We start from the raw sequence: 22,503 nt of genomic DNA on the forward strand, positions 1-22,503 counted from the left end.
TGTTTTAGAATGGCTCTCTTCTTTAACTTTGTTGCGATTTAAATAATAAGAATTACTGCGAGGAAGGGAAGGGCTGCTCTTCCTATTCAGAGAGATTCTCTTTGTATCAAGCAGATATCCGAATGCAGCAATCTATACGAAAACAGCATTTGAAAAGAACACCGGAAAGTTACAAGGCCGTACCACCTTATTTATTTTTATCACCGAAAATACAGTATTTTGATTCGTGTTCAATCTCTGCACTTTATTCCCCTCAATAGAAAATGAAGAATTATTAGCCCAAAACTGAGGTGTTTTCCTTTATAATGAAGGGTACAACTTGATGTATAAAAGATAATTATATATAATTATCTTTATTATATATAATCCCATTTTTTATGTGTAACAATAATCGGTAAAGGAATGTATTGTATGGAGAAAGCCAATAAAGCGAGATCGCTCGTTTCCTTAAAAGATGAAGTGAAACAAAACTTGAGAGATGAAATCATTAAGAATAAACTCAAGCCAGGCGACAGGATTGTCGAAACAGAAGTGGCAAAAAAATTTGGTATTAGCCAGGTTCCTGTAAGAGAAGCTCTTAGAGGCCTGGAAGAAGAAGGGTTAATTAAGACAGTTAAGTATAAAGGTGCCTTTGTTACAGAAATCAACCCAGTTGAGATGTATCATATATTCTCCCTGAGAGCAGAGATTGAAATGAATGCAATTGAAATTATCCTGCCAACGCTGACCAAAAAAGATATTGGTGAATTGTATGATATTGTGGAGAAGATGAAATACGGCAAACACGATTATGCAGTTCAATCTGAATTGGATATGGAATTCCACAGGACCATCATAGAAATGTCAAAAGTTGATGTCTATATGAGAATCTGGACAATGTTAACCAGTCATATCCGAAGATATATTACTATTTTGAATCCGCAAGTTCAAATTCTCCCGGAAGAAGTGTATCAGTATCATTTTGACCTTGTTAAAATGCTGGAACAAAAAGATGTGGAAAAATCGAAAGAAGCTTTCAAAGGGCATATCATGAAAATGGTTTCAAAATAAAGATTAAATTCAGGCTATTATATATAATTCGGTTAATTATATATAATAGCCCTTTACACGCCTTTAAAAATTATATATAATCTTAATTATTATATATAATATGAAAATAACACTGTAAAATATAATTAAGGATTTCTTCTAAAGTTCTTGACATTGCTTGAGATTATACAGTGTTGATGGAGCACACGATTTAGCCACGGCCGGCAGAGTCCTCTTGCTTGGGCGAGGTAGTCAATACACTGAACTTCTTTTAGGGCAGCCGCATTTATGGAAAGCTTTTTAAAAAGAGAAAAATGAGAGCGTTTACAATGATGTGCTGCTGTTTATGTGAATTTTCAATTCAGTATCTACAGCTATTCATGCTGTGTCATACAATTACATTTCAAATTAGGGGGAGAAACATGAAAAAGAGTTGGAAGATCTTAATCCTACTTATTACAGTTATCTTGTCAATTGGTTTAGCAGGATGCGGGAAGAGCCAGAGTGGTTCTTCAGCAAATGGGAAAGAAGACATTACATTAAAGCTTGGACACAACCAACCGACAGAATCCCAGTTCCATGCGGGTGCAGAAAAGTTTGCAGAGCTAGTTTCTGAAAAAACAGATGGGAAAGTAAAAGTGGATGTTTACCATAGCAGTCAATTAGGGGATGAAGGGGAACTTGCTGAAGGAACAAAGTTAGGAACAGTGGATATTTCCCTTGTTGCTTCAGGAAGTGTAACAAAGTATTATCCTAGATTCTCAATCTTCGATTTGCCGTTCCTATTCAGAGATTCAGAGCATGTAGATAAGGTTTTGCAGGGCGAAGTTGGAGAACTGCTTGCTGAAGAAGCAGAAGAACAAGGCGGATTTAAAGTCATGAACTACTGGGAGTCTGGATTCCGACACTTCTTGAATAGTAAGCAGCCATTGAGTTCACCAGAAGATCTGAAAGGACTGAAAATTAGAACACCGGAATGGCCAGTACTAATCTCAACAACTGAGTCACTGGGAGCCAATCCAGTTCCAATGCCTTTTTCAGAGCTTTACATGGCTGCCCAGCATGGTGTAGTGGATGGTCAAGAGGGACCGGTTTTTGCTATTAAGAGTTCTAAGATGTATGAGGTACAAGATTACATGGTCCTTGATGGGCATACCTATGCTTCAATGCTGCTAATTATGAATCCTGGCAAGTTTGATGGTCTTGATAAAGATGTACAGAAAGCTCTGATGGAGGCTGCGCAGGAAGCGGGAGACTATGAAAGAGAATTAATCCGTGAAAATGAAAAGAAAGAAATTGAATTCCTCGAGACTGAGGGAGGATTGACAATTGAAAAAAACCCGGATAAAGAGGAATGGAGAAATTCTGTAAAATCTGTATACGATGAATATAGCGATGAGTTTGGAGAAGAGCTCATTCAACAGATTATCGATACAAAATAACGCTAAAACATAAGGGGCTTTTTGCCCCTTATGTTTTAGCTCAAATGTTCTATTAGGAGGGATCACTTTGGAAACGTTAAGACGAATTGGCCTGATTCTGGAAAAGTTGATCATTTACACAGTATCCTTGCTTATGGCCGTCTTGATTTCACTCGTATTCATGCAGGTGGTGCTTCGGTATGTTTTTTCCAGCGGAATGGTATGGGCAGAAGAGCTTGACCGTTATCTCTTTGTATGGTTAATGTTCCTTGGAATCACAATGGGAATTTACAAACAAAAACATATTGCCATCACCTTTATTACAGATAGACTGAGAAAAATGAAAAAAACGATCGAATCATTAGTTCAACTCATTATGGTTGTGTTTTTCGTTATTTTACTATGGCAGGGTTATCAATTTGTGCTGATAAGTATGTCAGGTATGGCTTCTGTCCTTCCTATTAATCTGGGAGTGGTTTATGCAATCATACCAGCCTCGAGTTTGCTGGCGATTATTTTTCTTATCATATTAGTAGTGAATCGGAAGGAGGAGAAACTTTGATTGCTTTATTGTTTATAACTTTTTTTCTTCTGCTGATAATAGGTGTTCCAGTGGGTATTTCTCTAGGGGTATCCGCAATTTTCATCATTGTATGGGAAGGTGCCATCCCCTTATTGGTGATACCGCAAAAAATGTTCATTTCAATGAATAGTTTTACTTTATTAGCGATTCCCTTTTTCATGCTCACGGGCGTAATTATGGATAAAAGTGGGTTGACTCAAAGGCTCGTTAATTTTGCAGATTCAATTATCGGCTGGACGAAAGGCGGAATGAGTTATGTTAGTGTCACATCCGGGATGCTGATGGGAGGGATTTCAGGCTCAGCACCTGCAGATACAGCTGCCTTAAGCAGCGTCATGACGCCAAGTATGGTGAAAATGGGCTATCCAGCAAGGTTCGCTGCTGCATTGCAGGCTGCCTCAGGCTCCATCGGCATCATCATTCCACCCAGTATTCCGATGGTTGTATTAGGTGGGATAGCAAGTATTTCTGTCGGCAAGCTTTTTTTAGGTGGAATTATACCTGGATTGTTAATAGGTGTGTTATTAATGGTTGTTTCAGGAATCATTTGTACTAAATATAAGTATGGTGTTTCTGAGACGAATTCTTTTTCGCTCCGATATTTCACTGACAGTTTTAAAAAAGCTATATTACCTCTGTTTGCTCCCATAATTATTGTGGGTGGGATATTAACAGGAGTATTCACACCTACAGAGTCAAGTGTCATTGCTGTGGTCTATACTCTTGTGCTGGGACTGATCGTCTATAAAAGCATTAAGATTCGTGAATTACCGAAAATTTTCATGGAAGCAATCGTAAGTTCCGGCAATGTAATGTTGATCATATCCGCTTCTTCCTTATTCAGTTGGATTCTTGTGAGTCATAACTTCCCGACAATTTTGAGTGATTTAATCACAAGTGTTTCAGACAGCCCGATTTTTATCATTTTTGTAATCAACGTCATATTCATCCTTGGTGGTATGTTTATTGAAGGGCTGGCATTGCTGATAATGTTTGTTCCGATTTTATTGCCAATTGCGATGAGCGCTGGTATGGATCCGGTAGTCTTTGGTGTCATGATTGTAATTAATATTGCAATAGGAACATTGACGCCGCCGGTAGGTGTCTGCTTATTCGTTGCATGCTCCTCCTCAGGTGTTAAGCTCGATCATGCTATGAAAAGCGCCATCCCATTTGTCCTTGTGCTTTGTTTTGCATTAGTGTTAATTGTGCTGTTTCCATCATTGGTTACATTCATCCCTAGTTTAATAGAATGAATTATTTAAGTTGATAGAAGAAGAATTACAGAAAAACCAGAAGGAGAGATACATATGACTCAGAAATTATTTGATTTAACAGGAAAGGTTGCAGCCATAACCGGAGCTACCCGAGGCATTGGCAAATCAATGGCAGTCGCTTTAGCGGAAGCAGGAGCTGATATTGCTTTGCTTCAGAGAAACCCTGGACAAACTAATGTTAAGGAGCAAATTGAACAAATTGGGAGAAAATGCTTTATCATCCCGTGTGACCTTGAAAAGAAGGATGAAGTGAAATCAGCAATTCCAAAAGTAATTTCCGCTCTTGGGAAAATTGATATCTTAGTCAATAATGCTGGTATCCAACGACGCTCTCCAGCAGTTGATTTTTCTGAATCAGATTGGGATGATGTACTATCAATTAACCTGAAAGTTGTTTGGTTATTATGTCAGGAAGCAGGGCGATACATGGTTTCTAAAGGAGAGGGAAAAATCATCAACATTGCTTCGTTGCTTTCCTATCAAGGAGGCTATACAGTTCCAGCCTATGCAGCTGCCAAAGGCGGGGTAGCCCAGATGACAAAGGCACTTTCTAATGAATGGGCGAAAGAGGGTGTAAATGTCAATGCGATAGTGCCGGGCTATATTGCAACTGATATGAATACAGCCTTGATAAATGATCCAACCCGCAGTAAACAAATTCTGGATCGAATTCCTGCAGAAAGATGGGGGGATCCGGATGACTTTATGGGAACTGTAGTCTATCTTGCCTCAAATGCTTCAAATTACGTTCATGGCCATTTATTGGCAGTTGATGGAGGATGGCTTGGAAGATAGAAGAAGTGAGAAAAGGTATACCTACTGTGGGCAATATAAGAATCCTCTCCAATCCTAAGAATAGATTGGAATTGAAGAGATTTTTCTAATAGGCTTGCTAAAAAAAATTTAAATGTAACATCAACAAAAAGATCGGTCCTGCTGACCGATCTTTTTTGTTGATGTAATATTGTTCATATCTCAACTGCTTCATGCAACTCCAATATCGTTTCTACTTCTTCTTTTTTGCAAAGCCTTAAAAGTTCCTTGAAGATTTCCGCTGTCATGATTGCATCATTCAATGCATGATGCCGGTCTCTTCTCGTAATGCCGAATTTCATGACCAAATCATCAAGGTAGCATTCATCATCATTCAGCAGTTCCTTTGCAAGTGCATAAGAGTCAATGTATTCAGGATCAAAAGAGGGAAGGTCCCATTTGCTGATTCTCTTTTGCAGAAAGTTGATATCAAAGGAGGCAGGATGTGCAACGAGGATTGTTCCTTTGCTGAACTCTAAGAAGTCTTTTAATCCAACCGGCAGTGTTTTTGCCTTGATAAAATCCTTTTTTCTTAATCCAGTAAATTTCTTTGTTTCAGCAGACACTGTTTGCAGTGGATTGATAACTTCGTAAAAGGCTTTTTCATCCAAGATCCTCTCACCTTGCATTTTTACTGCGCCGATTGATATAATCTCGTCTCCGATTTCAGGGAAGAACCCGGTTGTCTCCAAGTCGAAAATCGTGAAAACACAACTTTTCAGCATTTGCTGCTGAAGAATTGGTTTTTCTTCTTCAAACTCTTTCAGCATGGCTTTCAGCTTCTGATAGGAAGGGCTCGTTTTTTCCTTAGAAACTTGCTTTTTGAACAGGTATCTATGCCATAGATAATATTTGAAAATACGATAGCCTACATTAAATCCAGTGTCACTCATGTTCAGACCACCCGGTTCCGGTTGAAACTTATCTCCATGACCTGCTGCATCCGATTGGCGATTTGCAATGCTTCTTTCAGTTTTCGTTTGTCTTCTTTTGTGATTTGGTCGATGGACAGTTCATTGCTGAGCTCGAGGTCATCTGCAAGTTCGGAAAGGTTTTGGTTCAATCGGTAATAAAGAAGGTAATGCAGCGCTGTCTTGGCATTTTCTGCATCACGGGGATGAAAGACTTTCTTCTCCTTCAATGCTTCAAGACGCTGAATGGTATTCACTTCTTTTATTCCATTTTTTATCGAATGGATGCGGACCATGTTAACGATTTGCATGAGACCTGCTTTTTTAATATTAAATTTTTTATTACGGCCTTTCAGGTTGATTCTTCCTAATGCACCTACCGGTATACGGAAGCGAATGGCATCTTTGCGAAGCAGCTGCTGAAGATTCAATTTGTTCTGTGACTTCTGGGCGATATAACCACGAATGTCTTCTGCCAGGCTGTAGTCACCGAAAATAGGGCGAAAATCGTAAAACATCGTAAAGTTTTGAACTTCTTCAGCATCAATCTCATGAAGCCAGTCATCAATTGAAACACGCCATTCACTAAAGGATTTACGCCACTTTGGTTCTTTCGCCATAATTCCCCCAGTGCATTCTTGAAATCCGCATGAGGCAAGCTTTGTGTTGATTTTTTCAGTAAATCGCTCAAAATATTTTTCAATGGAGTCAGCATTTTCGAAATGATCATAGTCAGCTATGATGATTCCGTTATCTTGATCGGTATTAAATGACTGTTCACTCCGGCCCTGGCTTCCCATTACGATGAAGCAGTAATTCACAGGCGGCGAACCAAAACCTTCAGAAACCATTTCACCTTCTGAAAGGAGGATGACTTTTCGGTAGAGACGGTCATTATAATTCGTTAAAACCTCACTGACATTATAAGCGAAGCTGTCCTGATCCAGTAAATTACTGATAAAAGAGGAGAATGTCTTGTTTTCAACCGGTGACAACGGAATGAGGTCATGGGTTTTGGAAGCAGATGTAATACTGTAGGACAGATCCAGATAGCTGGAGTCATGAATGTTGACAAAGGAAGACCCCGACAAGATGCCAATGACCTTGGAATTCCTAAGGACAGGAACGTACTTGGCACCTTCATATTTAAAAAGGGAAAGGGCTTCATAGGCAAAGGACTCGTCTCTTACCCAGTAAGGCTTCTTATTCATCCAATTTACCACACCAGGATCATTTCCAGGATGAGTCATGTAATGAAGAATTTCTTTTTGAGTCAAGATTCCTTTAAGGGAAGTTTCCTCATCACATACTACAATCGCTTCTGCATCTTCCTCAAGCATTTTCCTTGCTGCATCTTCCATCGTCGAACTTCTCGAAATAAAATGGGGAGTATCCATCAATACATTTACTTTTGTTCGGAAAAGCGCTAGGTCTGCACTTTCTTCCTGTGACTCCTTGAATTTAATCTCATCATAAAGCGTCTTCATGCGGTTGCCGACACTCTCAAAAATGATTTGCGAGAAATCCTTATTGTTGGTCAGCATATCAAAAAACACTTTTTTATTGAAACGGAATAATGTGCAATCTTCAATGGCCTGTACAGAAAAGCTCATATCTCCGCTAGTCCAGAGAATCATCAATCCGACAAGGTCACCGGGATAATAATAGCGAAGCGATATTTGTTTCCCGGAAGGTCGGTGGAGTACATTTTTTGCAGTGCCGGAAATTAAAAAATAGACGTCCAATTCTTCCTGTGACTCTTTTTCGTGAAAAATGAATTCATTTTTCGCATATCTCTGGTAATGAGCATTGGACACCAATAGTTCCAGTTGTTCATCTGATAAGTGATCAAATGGATAGGACGTTTTAATCATATTGTAGAATTCGGCTTTTTCCAATTTAACAGCCTCCTTTGTCACTATGTATCTATAAGTACCTTAACATAGATTGAGCAGGTCCTTAACGATTTTGCATGAACAAAAGGAGCAGCCTGCTTAAAGACAGAATGATAAAAAGCCGGAAACAGTACGTCTCTGCCCCGGCTTGATGTTTATGCTGAAAAATGATCGTGGTTTCTCAATTTTTTATTTTTTTTGGAAAAAGGCATATACCAGTTCCAATCACCTAGAAGTTTCATAAGTGAAGGGACGAGAAGCATCCTGATGATGGTGGCATCAATGAAGATGGCAATCGCAATTCCGACTCCGATTTGTTTCACAGGCATCACACCGGTAAAAGCAAAGGCCCCTGTAATCACCATCATGATCAGGGCGGCAGAGGTAATGATTTTACTCGTTGAGGTAAGACCTTCTACTGTGGCTTCTGTATTATTGCCGGTCTCCAAGTAAATCTCATGGATACGCGAGATGAGGAATACCTCGTAATCCATACTCAGTCCAAATACAAGACTGAAGACGAGGACTGGGAGAACAAGGGCGATGTCAGATGCCTGCAGTCCAAAATGGCCTCCCTGGAATAACCAGGCAAGAATTCCAAATGTTTCCTACCGGTAAGATGCCGATGATCAAGATCACAAGGGCTGAAATTGAAATCAGCAGTGGTTTTTTCATTACAAATCGCGCAAACGAACGCCAGCCTTTTGAGCTATCTTCCTTCCGCTTGATAACAGTCCACTTGTTGATGGAAGAACCAAGAAGTATCAAGACAGCCGGAAGCAGCGTCAGAGACGAAATGACAGCGATGGAAACCACAACCATGCCGCCAATTGCAATCGTTTGGAAAATATCGATATTGATTACACTCATGGCAGCAAGACCGATAAATACACAAACAGCTGAGAATATGATCGATCTTCCCGCAGTCTGGATCGTCGTTTTGACAGCTTTCAGTTTTTCAGATTTTTGGAGTTCCTCCCTGTACCGGTTAATGAACAGGAGGGCAAAGTCGGTGCTTAAAGCAAGACCGATCATCAGCACGACATTCAGGAGAAAGACGGAAAGCTCCATCTTTTCCCCAATCAAAGTCAAAATGCCAAAAGAAGAAACAACCGTTATTCCTCCAATGATAATGGGCACAATAGAGGCAATAATACTTCCAAATGCAAAAAGCAGTACAAGCAGTGCAACGGGCAGGCCGATAAGTTCAGCACGCTTCAGGTCTTCCTGGCTGGCTTTGTTGATATCAGCCGAAATCACGGGCCCGCCGGTTAAGACAATATTCTCTTTCGATTCTATTAAACTATCAATCGTCTTAATTTCATCATCAACATTCGATTCATCAAACGAAATGGGTGCATAAGCTGTGCCGTCCTCTCTCAATGAATCGTCTTCAAGAGGGGACTGGATGGAAGCTTCACTTATTGCATCTTGGATGCCTTCCAAGGTTGCCCGGATGTTACTTTCGAAATCAGCTTCACTTTTGCCATTCTGTTCAAACAAGAGCAGCAGGGTGTTCTCTGGAAAATCAAACTCTTCTGTGAGCGTTTCATTCACTTGTTTGAATTCTCCATCTGTCTTGAAGCCATCTCCACCCAGGATAGAAGGCAGCCCGACTGCAAAGTAACCCAGGCCAAGTGCTATGAATATCCAGAGAAACAGAAATAATTTATAGAAGTATGTTATTTTCCTAGATAAAAATATAGTATTTTTTACCACTATTTAGTTTACTTCTATAGATACATAGATTCAAATATTATTAATTATCAAGGTGCCATAAGGTTGGCACTAAAAAAAACCTTCAGGACCTGTTCTGAAGGTTAGTGGTTATTGGCAATCCAAAGGGCTGCCTCATACAAGGAAGGGAAGGTATGGTCAGCAATCTTAAGAGGATCTTCATTTGCAATGAATACTGTAGAACATCCTGCTTTCTTACCCGCTTCAATGTCCGGCTCTCTGTCCCCAACCATAAAGCTTTTCTTCAGATCGAGATCATATTTTTCAGCGAGACTTAGAATCATTCCTGCTTCAGGCTTTCTGCAAGCGCATCCTTCATGAGGTTTGTGTATACAGGATGCGAATTCCTCTATCTTTCCGCCTTCTTCTTCAATGTCCTGCTTCATTTTTGTATGGATATTTTCCAATCCGGCTTGAGAGAGGTATCCGAGTCCCACGCCTCCCTGATTCGTTACGACAAAGAGCTTATAACCTGCATCAGTCAATAATTTGACCGCTTGCGGAACTTTTTCAAGGTAGTAGATATCAGACAGCTTGTTCACAAACTTAACCCTCTTCGACAATACTTCATTTATTACTCCGTCACGATCAAGAAAAACAGACTTATTCACTATAATTCTCCTTTTTAGAACATTTTCCCCCGCTTTACATCGCATCTTGTCGTTTCTTGCGCTTTCCGGGGAAATAGTTGATGGAATATTCAGAATATCAAATTTTAGAATTCTTTTCCTCAATTAGTATTCTCTTTTTAAATAGTTTCTATAATTCCCATGTCCCAGGAAGTTTTCAATCTGATAAAAAAGGGAAATCAGTGGGTAAGAATACAAAATGAAACTTCTAGAAGAGAGAGGAGAAGACATATGAATAAGGAACAAGCTAAAGGACAAGCCAAAAAAGGCGCACATGAGGCAAAACCCTGGGTAAAAGGGTTGGGGCGTATGGGATACGTTGCAAAAGGCAGTGTATATGTTCTGATTGGAGTACTGGCATTCATGGCGGCCATAGGAGTGGGGGGGCAAACGACCGGTACTAAAGGAGCTTTGGCCTCGATTGCCGCCAAGCCGTTCGGTGAAATCATCTTATGGATTCTCGCTATTGGCCTGGCCGGATACGTTATCTGGAAAATCGTTGAGGCCATTACAGATCCTCAAAACAAAGGGCGCGATGCAAAGGGGATTCTCATCCGAATCGGCTTCATCTTTAGTGCAATCGTTTATGCAGGACTGGCTATGAGAGCCGTCCAGCTTGCCTCAAATGCAGGCAGCAGCGGGGGAGGCGGAAGCAGTAAACAAACCATTACCGCTCAAATCCTTTCCCAGCCCTTCGGACAATGGATGGTGGGCCTTGCCGGGGCAGCTGTCATCGGTTTTGGTATCTACGAAATCTACAAAGGATATAGTGAAAAATTCACTGAATCGTTCCATACAGGTCAAATGGATAAACATGAGTACAAGCTTGGCAAGAATGCCGGGAAATGGGGCTTAATGGCAAGAGGAGTCGTATTTTGCATCACTGGTTACTTCTTAATCCAAACAGCCATTACCGCACAACCAGAGCAGGCAAAAGGTCTCGATGCAGCACTTTCTAAAATCGCTCAGCAGCCCTTCGGGCAATGGATGTTAGGCCTGGTAGCATTTGGGCTGGCAATGTATGGAGTATTCCAGATTCTTAAAGGCAAAAACAAGAATATGGCCTTTTCATAAAGTGAGGACCGCCGTTTTTGGCGGTCTTTATTATTGCTCTTTTTGTGGATGTGGTTGTTTTTCCGTTTTATAAACCTCTTCAGATGGTGCTGCCTGATTTCCGCTCCGGCCATGCGATTCCGTGTGTTACCTTCATCCTGTATGAGACCGCACACCTTTCGTTCCAATAATATTTGTATATTCTCTGAATTAACTTTGCTTATCAAAAAAGCCTGATCTTCGTAGGATCAGGCTTTCAAACTAGTTCCATAAGAACTTCTTTATTAATTTATCTACTTTTTCTGTTTCATGAAGACCGCTGTGGTCTATTTTTTTATCATCGATTAATTCTGTTTGCAATTGATCCTTCTTAATGATTGACCCTATTCCAAATGCACTTTCTACTTCAACGACCTGATCGCCCGCTCCTGCAATTGCCAGGACCTGTATATCAGCAGGGAGATCTTCTCGGTTTTTGACAAGAGCTTTCAATGCTTCTGATCCAGGCTTCAAGTCTATGACAGCCTCACCGGTGTTTACTCTATGATACGACTCTTTATCGATGCCGTTGAACGGGCTGCCAATCACCGCCAATTTCACAGTGTGAGGGTACTTGTCGTTTCCGCTTGATTTCTCCAAATAATCAACGGATACAAGGCCGCCCATCGAGTGCCCGACAAGATTGACATTATTGATGCCGAACTTGGTTTTTAAACCTTCCATTACATTTTGGAGGTGCAGTGATGTTTCGGAAATGGAAGCTTTATTATTTTCAAACACAACCTGTATTAGTGAAGGAAGTTTGGTTTCTTCAGGAAGAGTGCCTTTCCATGTGACTTCACCCTCAGCCGATACATATACGACGAGTTTTCTTGAAGCCCACTCATTTTCTTCAAAGCGGTAAAGCATGGTTTTAAAAGAGTTGTAGGTTCCTTTATAGCCGTGCACAAAAACAGTAGGAATATGTGATTGAGCCATTGAAACGTTTTCTTTCGATTCGGCAATTTGCGATTTAAGAGTTACATATATTAGTGAAAAGGCCAGTAGCAATAGAGCCCCGGCAGAAAGCATTTTTTTGTTGGTACTTATGTTAGCCATTAGAAGTGTGACTCCTTTAAATTACGGATATATTTATCATAAACGATTATGTATGACTTGAGAATGTTTTATCTGAAATTCTTTTGTAATATTAAGGGTAATATATGGGAATTTTTAAAATGTCACATAAAGAAGCCAATCCGGCCGGAAGAACAAGGCTGAATTGGCTTCTTTTCAAGGTTTATTAGGAAAATGTTTTCTCGCTTACCACTTTGTGTTCTTCATTTTCGACTAAAACTTTTGCCGGCTGGTTTTCTTTAGCGAGACGTTCAGCTTCTGCAATGGCTTCTGACTGGCCGTTGTATAGAGTTGTGGGAGCAACATCTTCGATTTTGACATACCAGCCGCTGTCATCCTTGTTAGGTACTACGTAATATTCTTTCATGATAATCGCTCCTTTCTTTGTCTTCAGTTTTTTGTTTCCCTGATAAAGAAATCTCGAAACATACGTTAGGTAATAAAGAAGGAAATCCTATTTAAGTAACTTATTTCCCGATTTTTTTAGGAGAGAACTGTTTATTTGAGCCAGCGTCAAGAGAAGACAGCATTTGTAAGAAAATCTGGAGCCGTTTCAGGTGCGGCGGTTTTTAAAAAAGGGGTCATCAATAAATAATTGTTCTACTGCTTGTCTATAAAGGAAACCTGCATTACTCATTGTCCTTTTCTTCACGTATGTGTTTCTGTTATAATAGTCTTTTACAAGATCACGAGATGTACGTTAATTGGAGTGAATATCATGAGTAAGAGCAAGGGAGGCGGCACTGGCAGAGGAACTGGCAAGAAAGGCTGGAACCGCTGGCAGAAGAGCGCCAAGAAAAAAGCAAGTTTTAAGCCGTATACAAGTAAAGGTGTTAAACACAACACTGGATCGAAAAATAATTCAAATGATAGTGATAAAGAATAAGAAGAGCGGCCGATCCATTTGATCGGCCGCTCTTCTTATATTAGTATGCCCAGTTGCCTTTACGGAAAATTGGCTCTGTAGTTCCGTCTTCGCGTTCCCCATCAATGTCCAGATTTCCGGAACCGATCATGAAGTCAACATGGGTGAGACTTTCGTTAAATCCAATTTCTTTGAGTTCATCTTTGCTCATCTCTTTGCCATTTTCAACACAGATAGAAAGAGCATTGCCAAGAGCAATATGGCAAGAGGCATTTTCATCGAATAAAGTGTTATTGAAAATGATATTCGTATTAGAGATTGGTGAATCATGCGGCACGAGTGCCAGCTCGCCAAGGAAAGAAGCACCTTCATCCGTTTCGAGCAATCCTTTTAAAGTGTCATAGCCTTCTTCTGCATGAAATTCAGTGACTTTACCATCCTTGAACGTAAGGCTGAAATTGTTGATCAGGTTTCCGCTGTAGTTCAACGGCTTGGTGCTGCTGACAGTACCATTTACGCTGTCACGCACCGGAATGGTGAAGACTTCCTCGGTCGGAAGGTTAGGCACAAAATGTACACCTTTATCATTTGTGAATTGGGCGCAAATCCATTTGCTTTTTGGATGCAATTGTACAGAAAAATCTGTTCCAGGTCCCTTATAATGAAGCTTTCTGTAGGCACGCTCGTTAAGGTGATCGGCATTTTTGTTCATATTTTCAATATGCTTTTCCCACAAATGAACAGGGTTTTCCTGATCAACTCTGGTTGTATAGAATATGTTATCCCATAATTTCTCAACAGCTTCCTCATCGGACAATTCCGGGAATACGCTTTTTGCCCATGCCTTGGAAGGCACTGCTGCTATAAGCCAGCTGATACGGCCGCCAGAGATGTAGGAAGAGAAGTCTTTGAATGCTTCTCCGCTGGCTTTGTTCGCCATAGCTACACGCTTGGCGTCTATGCCTTTAAGCAGCGACGGGTCCGGGGAAATCAAATTAAGTACGGCGACATTATTCTTGGCCATTTCCACAAATCCTTTGGCTTTCCAGTGAGGGAAATCCTTTAGCCCTTCTACCGGAGCTTTTTCCATTTTCAATTTTCTCACTTTGTCATCGGAATAATCTACAATTACGTCTTTGGCCCCTGTATCATACGCTTTTTCAGTCAGTTGGGCAACGAAGTCTGCTTCAGTCACAGGCGCATTGATAAGCAGTGTTTGGCCTTCCTGTAAATTTATTCCTACTCTGATCAATAAATCGGCATATCTCTCTAATTTTGTTTCTTTTGAAGCCATTAATATGATCCCCCTTTTAAGTAGCTTGCAAATTAAATATACTACGAGTTACGTAAATTTACCATTTATATATGAAGCGCTTTCATACATTAACGCGCTAAGAGGGACTGTCCCTCTTAGTGCGTTAAAGCACTAAAAAGCTCCTGGTTCCGAATGGAATCAGGAGCTTGCTGTTTGTTATTGTACGTCTGCTGGCATTCCACCATTTGGCGGCGGCAGGTCTTCCTCTTGTGCACTTACTGTCGTTCCTGCTGAAAGGGCCATAAGCACTAGGGATGCAATGATGATTCTTTTTAGTTTTTTCATACGTAATTTCCTCCTATAATCCTATTATTTTTTCATATGCCACATTAGCCTTTGTCAGGTAATGGGCGGCATATTTATATTTTCTAATTCCTTGATAGTAATTACCAAGGAATTTAGAATACTGGGCTAGAAGGTGAGGGTTTCCCGATTTCTCAAAGAAGGGGAGGGCCTCGCTCTTCATAAATTGTTCAAAATCTTCATCCAATTGATCAACAGCAAATTCGTAGATTTTGAATTCATAATATTTTTCCTGGTTGCTTTGTCCGATAGCCAGCTGAATCCCTTCAACAAGCCATTCTTTGACTTCATCGAAATCCTTCAGTTTGTAGTACTCTTTGACTAAAGCAAGCATCGTTGTCAGTTTGCTGTTTTGGTTTGCACTCTTGAACTCAAGGCTTTTAAGGTAATGGGAGATCGCTTCTTCTGTGCGATTTTCCATCCCTTTAAGGAAGCCGAGGTTTTGTTCAACATTGCCTCTTAGAAGTGCATAATCTATGCTCATGCTGATTTCATTTGCCCATTCATAATGGGAGATCGCTTCCTGGGTATTTTGAATCCGCCGGTAGCAGACGCCAAGCAGCAAGTGGATTTCAGCACAGCGTTTGTTATGGTAAAGGCTCTGATATAATGCCAGAGATTCTTCAGAATAATGGATGGCAAGCGCATGTTTTCTTAACTGAACGAGTGTCAGCGATTTTAAATAGAATAAATCCGCTTTTTCCTCATTATTTGTAATGCTTCCAAGAACAAAATAGTGCTCCGCCTCTTTAAGATGATTACTGGCTTCTTCGTAGTTTCCCTGAGTGTAACAAAAGTTCCCTGTAAATTTATGAAAGTAAAAGCGATGTTTATCAGAGAGGTCTTTATAGTTTTTCTCGAGGGTTCTTATTATTTTCCATGGACTTTCGTAATCTTTTAATAAAAGATGATAGCGGATCATGAGGATATGGTAGCTATTCAGCAGGCTGATATCCTCAATCTGGTTGATATGATGCGATACCTTTTCATACAGGTGTCCGGCTCTCTCACAGTCATTTCTCAGCAATGCTTTATTCCAGTCAGAGAAAGCCTGGAGGAGAACATCATCGTTTTCCTGGAATAAAGCAATCCCAAGCCGGTTACAAAGTAGTTCGATTACTTCTGAGGAAGCGGCTGTTTGGTTATTTTCAATCTTGGAAAGATAAGAGACGGAAAGAATTCCGGTTGCAAGTTCTTCTTGTGTTAATTTCTTTTTCATCCGATGGTAACGAATCTTGCTTCCAATCGACACGTTATTTCTCCTCTCTATCTATAGTAATAGTATAAAGTATATACCTCTGTTAGAACGAGTTTGGCCACTTGGGAAAATGGCCTTCATCACCCCTTTGTGAATGAAGAAAATAGGTGGTTTTCGATGAAAATTTTCATAGAGATGAGATCTCAACAATATTAAGATTACCACACAAAATCTTATAAAAGTCCGAATATTCCTATAATTATATTTTGGATAAGTTTACTTGGGATTAACAGGAAAAAAGGCATCTTCATAGAATAATGTTATAATTTAATAGGAACTTTTAGTTAGGTGTAAATACATAGATTGGAGTTGTTATCGATGATTGACTTGCGGAGTGATACAGTGACGAAACCGACAAAGGAAATGAGAGAGGCAGCTTTGCATGCTGCTGTCGGAGATGATGTGTATGGTGAAGATCCGACTGTAATTGAACTTGAAGAAAGGGCTGCAGGGCTTTTGGGTAAAGAAGCGGCTCTATTTGTGACGAGCGGGACACAAGGCAACCAGATTGCGGTGCTTACCCATTGTTCACCAGGGAATGAAGTGATATTAGAAGCAGAATCTCACATTTTTTATTATGAATCAGGGGCTATCTCTGCCTTTGCCGGTGTGCAGCCAAGGACGCTGAAAGGGACCCGCGGAGCGATGGATCCTAATGAGGTTGAATTCGCTATCCGCGAAGATGATCAGCATTTTCCTGAAACAGGCTTGATTTGTTTGGAAAATACGCATAATCGTGCAGGGGGTGCTCTGGTCCCATCTGCGAATATGAAGGAAATATATGAAATTGCCCGGAAGCATGATATTCCTGTCCATGTAGACGGTGCCAGATTATTCAATGCAGCTGCTGCTGCCAACGTTCCGCTGACGGAATTCACCCAATATACCGACACGGTACAAGTGTGTTTGTCCAAGGGGCTCGGAGCACCGGTAGGCTCTATCATTGCCGGAAGTTCGGATTTTATTAAAAAAGCCCGTAAATGGAGAAAACGGCTGGGCGGCGGCCTTCGCCAAGCAGGGATAATAGCTGCACCAGGATTATATGCCCTTAACAACATGAGGGAGCGACTGACTGCAGACCATGATAATGCCAAGCTTCTTGCAGAAGGGATAGAAGCAATAGGTACACTGGCTATCGTCAACCAGGTAGATACCAATATTGTTGTAGCGGATGTTTCCGAAACAGGAATGAACTCAGCCCAATTTACTGAACGATTGAAGCAAGAAGGAGTTCTTGCTGTTACATTCGGGCCAAACCTTGTACGCTTTACCACCCATTATGATGTCAGCAAAAAGGATATTCAAAGAACAATTGCCATCTTAGAAAAAGCAATCAAGCAGTAATATGAAGACAGGGGCCGCTTTCAGCCGGTTCCTGTTTTTCTATTCAAGAAATGGTGTATTCCTTGCTTTTCAAAAGTGTAATTAGTATCATTTTCAGCAAAAGCATATCTGATATGACAATACATAATTAAATCTTTGTTTAGGTACCTGTTTTTTAGAAAAGATTGTTTATAAGGCAGAGGTTAAGAAAGGATGAAACAAGCATGTGGAAAGAATTCCTGTCCAGTATCGGAATAGGCAACATCAAGGTTGATACCATTGTGAAGGATAAAACATTGACCCCTTCAAGTGAACTGACCGGCGAGGTAGTTATTGAAGGCGGAATGTCAGACCAAATCGTCAATAAGATCGTGCTGACGGTGTTTGTGCGTACAGAGGATTATCGAGAAGATAGTGATTTTTCCTATCATGAAAAAGAAATGTACGGTTATGCACTGAATGACATCGGGACGGTGAAGGCTGAGGAAGTGAAACGGATTCCTTTTAAATTTTCCCTTTCAAAAAATCACCCGCTTACAGATAAAGAGACAGAAACATTTTTAAGAACGACTGTCGACATCCCACAATCGGTCGACCCAACGGATGAAGACAGCATCAAAGTCGTAGAAAAAATATAAACGACTGCAAAAGGACAAAGGAGGAGAAACATGAAAGCATTAATCCATGAAGGCAAACAGGGGATGAAAGGACTTTCACTGCGAGAATTTCCAGAGCCTGAAGTGAATAAGGGAAATGTCAAGCTCAAGCTTAAAACAGCTGGTTTGAATCGCAGGGATCTTATGGTACTGACAAGGCATAAAGAAGACCAGCCGCCATTGATTATTGGTTCTGATGGTGCGGGTATTGTTGTAGAAACTGGAAGCGGAGTGAAGGATATTTCAATCGGGGATGAAGTCATCATCAATCCGGGACTCGGCTGGAAAAATAACAGTGACGCTCCTCCGTCCGGTTTCGAAATTGTGGGGCTTCCTGACCATGGCACTTTTGCAGAATATATTACATTGCCAGCGGAGAATATCGCCGGCAAACCAAAGCACTTAAATTGGGAAGAGGCAGGCGTGCTTTCCCTGGCAGCTCTTACAGCCTATCGGGTTTTGTTTACGAGGGCAAAGCTGAAGGAGGGAGACACAGTCTTAGTACCGGGAATCGGCAGCGGTGTCGGAACATTCCTGCTTAAATTCGCAAAGGCTGCCGGCGCAAGGGTCATCGTTACTTCGAGGAGCAATGAGAAGCTGGAGAAGGCAAAAGCTTTGGGAGCGGATGTTACCCTCCTCACAAACAGTGACTGGACTGAAGAGCTTAAAGATGAAAAAGTCGACATTGTCATTGAAAGTATCGGAAGAGCCACTTTTGAAAAATCTTTGCAGGCAGTAAGGAAAGGTGGGACAATCGTCACCTTTGGTGCAACAACAGAAGATGAAGTGGAAATCGATATCCGCCAGTTCTTCTACGGCCAATATAATTTACTGGGCTCCACGATGGGGAGTGGAGAAGAGTTGGCTGATATGCTTCAATTCATTACCGATCATGATATTCATCCGGTCGTGGACACAGTGTATTCAATTGAAGACTATGAAGGTGCCTTCCTGCGTTTGAAAAATAGTGAAAATCTTGGGAAGATTGCTTTTCGTATCTCAGAGTAATTAAACGGCATTAAAAAGGATCTTGCCTTGATAGATGGCAAGATCCTTTTATTATGGTGATGCACTATTTTTGTGCGGTTGAATTGTAATACTGAACAGATGTCTGGGCACCTTCGCTGACCATCTTATTATCTTCTACATCTTCAGGATAAGGATGGCCGGCTTTTTCAACTGGAAAATCTTCTTTGTTGCGGTTTTTCCATTTATGTTTCAAGCTTTCCATCATATTTTGCATTTTCACTCGGTTGTCTTTTTTGCTCATCATCAATCCTGCACCTGCTGCAGCTCCAACAATCAAGGTTGAACTCAATGGTTTAAGTCTCATACCCTTATGCCTCCTTGTAAATTTGGTTAACTGTCCTTGTTACTTCATTACCCTTGAATCTACAGAAGTAAACATACACTGCAGAAACCTTCCTAAATGTCTGTTTAAGTTGGCAGTAGAAAGGAAAAGGGAAGAATAGTACGTGTAATGGGAGGTTCCTGATGAGTTATAATCATATTTTTATCTTACTGTTGATTGGATATATTGTGTTTACAATTGATAAAAAACAAAAAAACTTCCCTGTTCCGATGGTTCTCCTGCTGATAGGTATAGGACTGTCGTTCACCCCTTACTTTTCATCCGTCGAGATAACGAAAGAGATGATTTTTAATGTTTTCCTGCCTTCGCTTCTTTTTATCTCTGCCTATCAATTCCAAATAGGCGGATTGAAGAAGAACATCGGAGTCATAAGTGTTCTCAGTACGCTAGGATTAATTTTGACAGTTTTTGTACTTGGCGCATCGATTTATTTTGTTGGCCTTGTCTCATTATCTTTTGCAGGGGCATTATTGATTGCTTCAATTCTTACTCCTACAGACCCTGTATCAGTTGTATCCATTTTAAAGAAATCGTCCAATAACCCTAAAATAGCGGATGTGGTAGAAGGAGAATCAATGGTCAATGATGGGACAAGCATCGTGTTATTCACCATCATTTCGCATATATTTTTAACCGATGAGAAATTTCAATTAGGCTCAGCTTTTTGGGAGTTCCTAAAAATATCCATTGGAGGATTGGTGATTGGAGTCATATTGGGCTGGCTTGTCAGCAGAGCGATCCATTTTACCCACCACCGCCAATATCAAGTGATACTCAGCATTGTGCTTGCATACGGAAGCTTCTATGCTGCTGAACAATTAGGGGTTTCCGGTGTACTGGCTTCTGTATCGGCGGGAGTCATGTTGTCCTGGAAACTTGAAACAACTATTAGAGAGAGCGACTATAGAAGCTATCTGAACTCTTTCTGGGAAGTGGTTGAACCCAGTATCCTTTCAATCCTCTTTTTACTTATTGGAATTGAGTTTATGAAGCATATTGATTTTCAGAATGTTGGTTTCATATTTATCATCTTTGCCCTTTCATTAATTGTCAGGTTTGTCGTGTTGGCGGGTATATTCAAGTTATTTCCAAAGTGGAGAAGGGAATTTCTTTGGGATGACATTTCCATTATCACCTGGTCTGGGATCAAAGGGACCATGTCGGTTGCCTTGTTGTTAGGCCTGGCAGCAGAAAGTACTGGAAAGGCAGATACGATATTGTCACTCACATACGGAGCAATCGTCCTTTCGTTATTGATTCAAAGCCCTCTTGTTTACCCTTTATCCAGGTTGTTTTCTAAAAAGAGCAAGTGATGTAGAGCCAGCCATCGCGGCGGGCTTTTTTTTAGAAATAGAGGAAAGTGTCAACCTGTATAGAAAAAGATAACATATAAGAAAAAGGAGGCCATCGTAATGGAGAATACATATTCAAGAATCATGACATTAAAAGAAAGAGACCAATTTCGCGACAGGGTGCTTGATGAAAGGCTTAATACGATTCTGCCTAAACTGATGAAAGACCATGATGTCCAGATGTGGGTCATCATAGGAAGGGAATACAACGAGGATCCTGTCATCAGTACCTTTTTTCCAGCGGCTGTTGATAGTTCAAGGAGGCTGACAGTTTTTGTGTTTTGCATGAATGAGAGCGGGGAATTAAATCGATTTGTCCTCAATAGGAACCCTGCTTTCCAACCATATTATGAGAATGTATGGAATGCTGCTGAAGAAACTCAATGGGAATGCCTTGCAAGACTAGTCCAGAAAGTGAATCCTGCTGAGATAGCGGTTAATATGGGGGATTTACATGCAGCGACGGATGGGCTGACAGTAAGTCTTTTCAGCAGCCTGGCCAATTCGGTTGATCAGGAAAAGCATCGATTTGTTAGTTCAGAATTAATAGCTGTAGATTGGCTTCAGACAAGGAGTACATTGGAATTAATGGCCTATCCCCATATTTGTGAATTAGCCAGGGAAATCAGTGAAGAGGCTCTATCCAACAGGGTAATCCATCCTGGTGCGACCTCTACTTCCGACGTGGTGACATGGATCCGCCAGAAGGTAATGAATCTCGGACTCGAAACGTCCTTCTATCCAACTGTCGATGTACAAAGGCAGGGGACAGATACAGACAGGCTGGAGAATACCATCATTCTACCGGGTGATATCATCCATCTGGATTTTGGCATCCATTATCTCGGCCTCGCCACTGATACACAGCAGCTGGCCTATGTATTGAAAAATGGTGAAGATACCGTTCCGCCAGGATTGTCAGCGGCATTTGAAAAGGCTTTGAGGTTTGCGGACATTGTAACAGGCAGAATAAAAGACGGAATAAGCGGGAATGAACTCTTCACTGCCAGTATCAGTGATTCCAGTGAGGAAGAAATAGACTCTATGCTGTATTCTCACCCACTTGGCGTCCATTGTCATGGGGCAGGGCCATGGATCGGCCTTTATGACAGGCAGGAAGAAATCGCTGGAAGGGGAGATTTGCTCATCAAGGACAACACCTGCTATGCACTGGAATTCAATATACGCCGATATATTCCTGAATGGAATCAGGAAGTCCCGATTTATCTGGAAGAACCAATTTCATTCATTGATGGAAAAGTTAGCTACATGGCAAAAAGACAAAAGGAATTTTATATCATCCGTTGAAATGTAAGCCAATGATTTGCTATGCAGCTCTGTTTCAGAATGAAAAACAATATATGGAATCGAGCATTGAATTACAACACAATTTGATGCTCTTTTTTTATGATCTTTAAAAAGATTGTTTTTTGTCACTTGAATTTGATTGGAGGAGAAGGCGTACGACCTCCGGAGGGATTAGCATAACGACAAGTTTCAAAGCGCACCCCTTCGTAACATTTGCTTGTCAGGACTGACAAGACGCTTCCGCTTTTGATGGCAGGTGAGACGAAGGTTACGTACCGCTGGAACGT

At 40.9% G+C, this 22,503-nt stretch carries 21 protein-coding genes and 1 pseudogene; 12 read left to right on the forward strand and 10 right to left on the reverse strand.

What is annotated here, in order from left to right; all coding sequences use genetic code 11:
- The first annotated feature begins 411 nt into the window (after nucleotides 1-411).
- The 5 genes from M1E09_RS09070 (at nucleotide 412) to M1E09_RS09090 (ending at nucleotide 5,105) form a co-directional block, all read left to right on the forward strand.
- Nucleotides 412-1,050, forward strand: a complete 639-nt coding sequence (locus tag M1E09_RS09070; RefSeq protein ID WP_456274511.1) for a GntR family transcriptional regulator — start codon at nucleotides 412-414, stop codon at nucleotides 1,048-1,050.
- Between the two features lie 401 nt (nucleotides 1,051-1,451).
- Entirely contained in the window at nucleotides 1,452-2,471 is a 1,020-nt protein-coding gene (locus M1E09_RS09075; protein WP_456274512.1) for a TRAP transporter substrate-binding protein, read from the forward strand.
- A gap of 67 nt (nucleotides 2,472-2,538) precedes the next feature.
- The gene (locus M1E09_RS09080; RefSeq protein WP_456274513.1) at nucleotides 2,539-3,012 is read left to right on the forward strand and encodes a TRAP transporter small permease; all 474 of its coding nucleotides are present in this window, start codon (nucleotides 2,539-2,541) and stop codon (nucleotides 3,010-3,012) included.
- Nucleotides 3,009-4,289, forward strand: coding sequence for a TRAP transporter large permease (locus tag M1E09_RS09085; RefSeq protein WP_456274514.1), 1,281 nt, complete (start codon nucleotides 3,009-3,011; stop codon nucleotides 4,287-4,289). The genes M1E09_RS09080 and M1E09_RS09085 overlap by 4 nt, the downstream gene beginning before the upstream one ends.
- A gap of 54 nt (nucleotides 4,290-4,343) precedes the next feature.
- Nucleotides 4,344-5,105, forward strand: coding sequence for an SDR family oxidoreductase (locus M1E09_RS09090; RefSeq protein ID WP_456274515.1), 762 nt, complete (start codon nucleotides 4,344-4,346; stop codon nucleotides 5,103-5,105).
- A 173-nt stretch (nucleotides 5,106-5,278) separates the two neighbouring features.
- Here the strand turns inward: M1E09_RS09090 and M1E09_RS09095 are convergent, their stop codons facing one another.
- The 4 genes and pseudogenes from M1E09_RS09095 to M1E09_RS09110 form a co-directional block, all read right to left on the reverse strand.
- A complete protein-coding gene (locus tag M1E09_RS09095) occupies nucleotides 5,279-6,016 on the reverse strand; it encodes a 3'-5' exonuclease (RefSeq protein ID WP_456274516.1) in 738 nt (245 codons plus the stop codon).
- A 2-nt stretch (nucleotides 6,017-6,018) separates the two neighbouring features.
- The gene (locus M1E09_RS09100; protein WP_456274517.1) at nucleotides 6,019-7,932 is read right to left on the reverse strand and encodes a DUF294 nucleotidyltransferase-like domain-containing protein; all 1,914 of its coding nucleotides are present in this window, start codon (nucleotides 7,930-7,932) and stop codon (nucleotides 6,019-6,021) included.
- Nucleotides 7,933-8,084: 152 nt separating this feature from the next.
- Nucleotides 8,085-9,648 (reverse strand): annotated as a pseudogene (locus M1E09_RS09105) (MMPL family transporter).
- 101 nt (nucleotides 9,649-9,749) lie between these two features.
- Nucleotides 9,750-10,277, reverse strand: coding sequence for a D-glycero-alpha-D-manno-heptose-1,7-bisphosphate 7-phosphatase (locus M1E09_RS09110; protein WP_456274518.1), 528 nt, complete (start codon nucleotides 10,275-10,277; stop codon nucleotides 9,750-9,752).
- Between the two features lie 249 nt (nucleotides 10,278-10,526).
- On the opposite strand from M1E09_RS09110, the gene M1E09_RS09115 reads away from it, so the two are divergent.
- On the forward strand, nucleotides 10,527-11,369 hold the full coding sequence (locus M1E09_RS09115) for a DUF1206 domain-containing protein (RefSeq protein WP_456274519.1): 843 nt from the start codon (nucleotides 10,527-10,529) through the stop codon (nucleotides 11,367-11,369).
- Nucleotides 11,370-11,609: 240 nt separating this feature from the next.
- Here the strand turns inward: M1E09_RS09115 and M1E09_RS09120 are convergent, their stop codons facing one another.
- Together M1E09_RS09120 and M1E09_RS09125 are read right to left on the reverse strand one after the other, a co-directional pair.
- Nucleotides 11,610-12,446 (reverse strand): alpha/beta hydrolase, encoded by an 837-nt coding sequence (locus M1E09_RS09120; RefSeq protein WP_456274520.1) that lies wholly within the window; start codon nucleotides 12,444-12,446, stop codon nucleotides 11,610-11,612.
- 184 nt (nucleotides 12,447-12,630) lie between these two features.
- Nucleotides 12,631-12,831, reverse strand: coding sequence for a DUF2188 domain-containing protein (locus M1E09_RS09125; RefSeq protein WP_456274521.1), 201 nt, complete (start codon nucleotides 12,829-12,831; stop codon nucleotides 12,631-12,633).
- A 351-nt stretch (nucleotides 12,832-13,182) separates the two neighbouring features.
- Between M1E09_RS09125 and M1E09_RS09130 the strand changes: the two genes are divergently transcribed.
- Nucleotides 13,183-13,350, forward strand: a complete 168-nt coding sequence (locus M1E09_RS09130; RefSeq protein ID WP_456274522.1) for a DUF3934 family protein — start codon at nucleotides 13,183-13,185, stop codon at nucleotides 13,348-13,350.
- A gap of 40 nt (nucleotides 13,351-13,390) precedes the next feature.
- Here the strand turns inward: M1E09_RS09130 and M1E09_RS09135 are convergent, their stop codons facing one another.
- The 3 genes from M1E09_RS09135 to M1E09_RS09145 all read right to left on the reverse strand — a co-directional run bounded on the left by M1E09_RS09135 (nucleotide 13,391) and on the right by M1E09_RS09145 (nucleotide 16,199).
- Nucleotides 13,391-14,623: an aminopeptidase gene (locus tag M1E09_RS09135; protein WP_456274523.1), complete on the reverse strand. Its 1,233-nt coding sequence runs from the start codon at nucleotides 14,621-14,623 to the stop codon at nucleotides 13,391-13,393.
- A gap of 177 nt (nucleotides 14,624-14,800) precedes the next feature.
- Entirely contained in the window at nucleotides 14,801-14,929 is a 129-nt protein-coding gene (locus M1E09_RS09140) for a hypothetical protein (RefSeq protein WP_456274524.1), read from the reverse strand.
- A gap of 13 nt (nucleotides 14,930-14,942) precedes the next feature.
- Nucleotides 14,943-16,199, reverse strand: a complete 1,257-nt coding sequence (locus M1E09_RS09145; RefSeq protein WP_456274525.1) for a tetratricopeptide repeat protein — start codon at nucleotides 16,197-16,199, stop codon at nucleotides 14,943-14,945.
- A gap of 324 nt (nucleotides 16,200-16,523) precedes the next feature.
- Between M1E09_RS09145 and ltaE the strand changes: the two genes are divergently transcribed.
- The 3 genes from ltaE to M1E09_RS09160 all read left to right on the forward strand — a co-directional run bounded on the left by ltaE (nucleotide 16,524) and on the right by M1E09_RS09160 (nucleotide 19,192).
- Nucleotides 16,524-17,549, forward strand: coding sequence for a low-specificity L-threonine aldolase (gene ltaE / locus M1E09_RS09150; protein ID WP_456274526.1), 1,026 nt, complete (start codon nucleotides 16,524-16,526; stop codon nucleotides 17,547-17,549).
- Nucleotides 17,550-17,752: 203 nt separating this feature from the next.
- A complete protein-coding gene (locus M1E09_RS09155; RefSeq protein WP_456274527.1) occupies nucleotides 17,753-18,166 on the forward strand; it encodes a sporulation protein in 414 nt (137 codons plus the stop codon).
- A 30-nt stretch (nucleotides 18,167-18,196) separates the two neighbouring features.
- On the forward strand, nucleotides 18,197-19,192 hold the full coding sequence (locus M1E09_RS09160; protein ID WP_456274528.1) for a zinc-binding dehydrogenase: 996 nt from the start codon (nucleotides 18,197-18,199) through the stop codon (nucleotides 19,190-19,192).
- A 64-nt stretch (nucleotides 19,193-19,256) separates the two neighbouring features.
- Here M1E09_RS09160 and M1E09_RS09165 read toward each other — a convergent pair whose 3' ends face one another.
- On the reverse strand, nucleotides 19,257-19,517 hold the full coding sequence (locus tag M1E09_RS09165; protein WP_456274529.1) for a hypothetical protein: 261 nt from the start codon (nucleotides 19,515-19,517) through the stop codon (nucleotides 19,257-19,259).
- A 161-nt stretch (nucleotides 19,518-19,678) separates the two neighbouring features.
- Here M1E09_RS09165 and M1E09_RS09170 point away from each other — a divergent pair, with 161 nt between their 5' ends.
- Both M1E09_RS09170 and M1E09_RS09175 read left to right on the forward strand, forming a co-directional pair.
- Nucleotides 19,679-20,869, forward strand: a complete 1,191-nt coding sequence (locus tag M1E09_RS09170; RefSeq protein WP_456274530.1) for a cation:proton antiporter — start codon at nucleotides 19,679-19,681, stop codon at nucleotides 20,867-20,869.
- A gap of 99 nt (nucleotides 20,870-20,968) precedes the next feature.
- Entirely contained in the window at nucleotides 20,969-22,216 is a 1,248-nt protein-coding gene (locus tag M1E09_RS09175; protein ID WP_456274531.1) for a M24 family metallopeptidase, read from the forward strand.
- Nucleotides 22,217-22,503: the final 287 nt, after the last annotated feature.

The sequence above is a fragment of the Bacillus sp. AK031 genome (assembly GCF_053903065.1).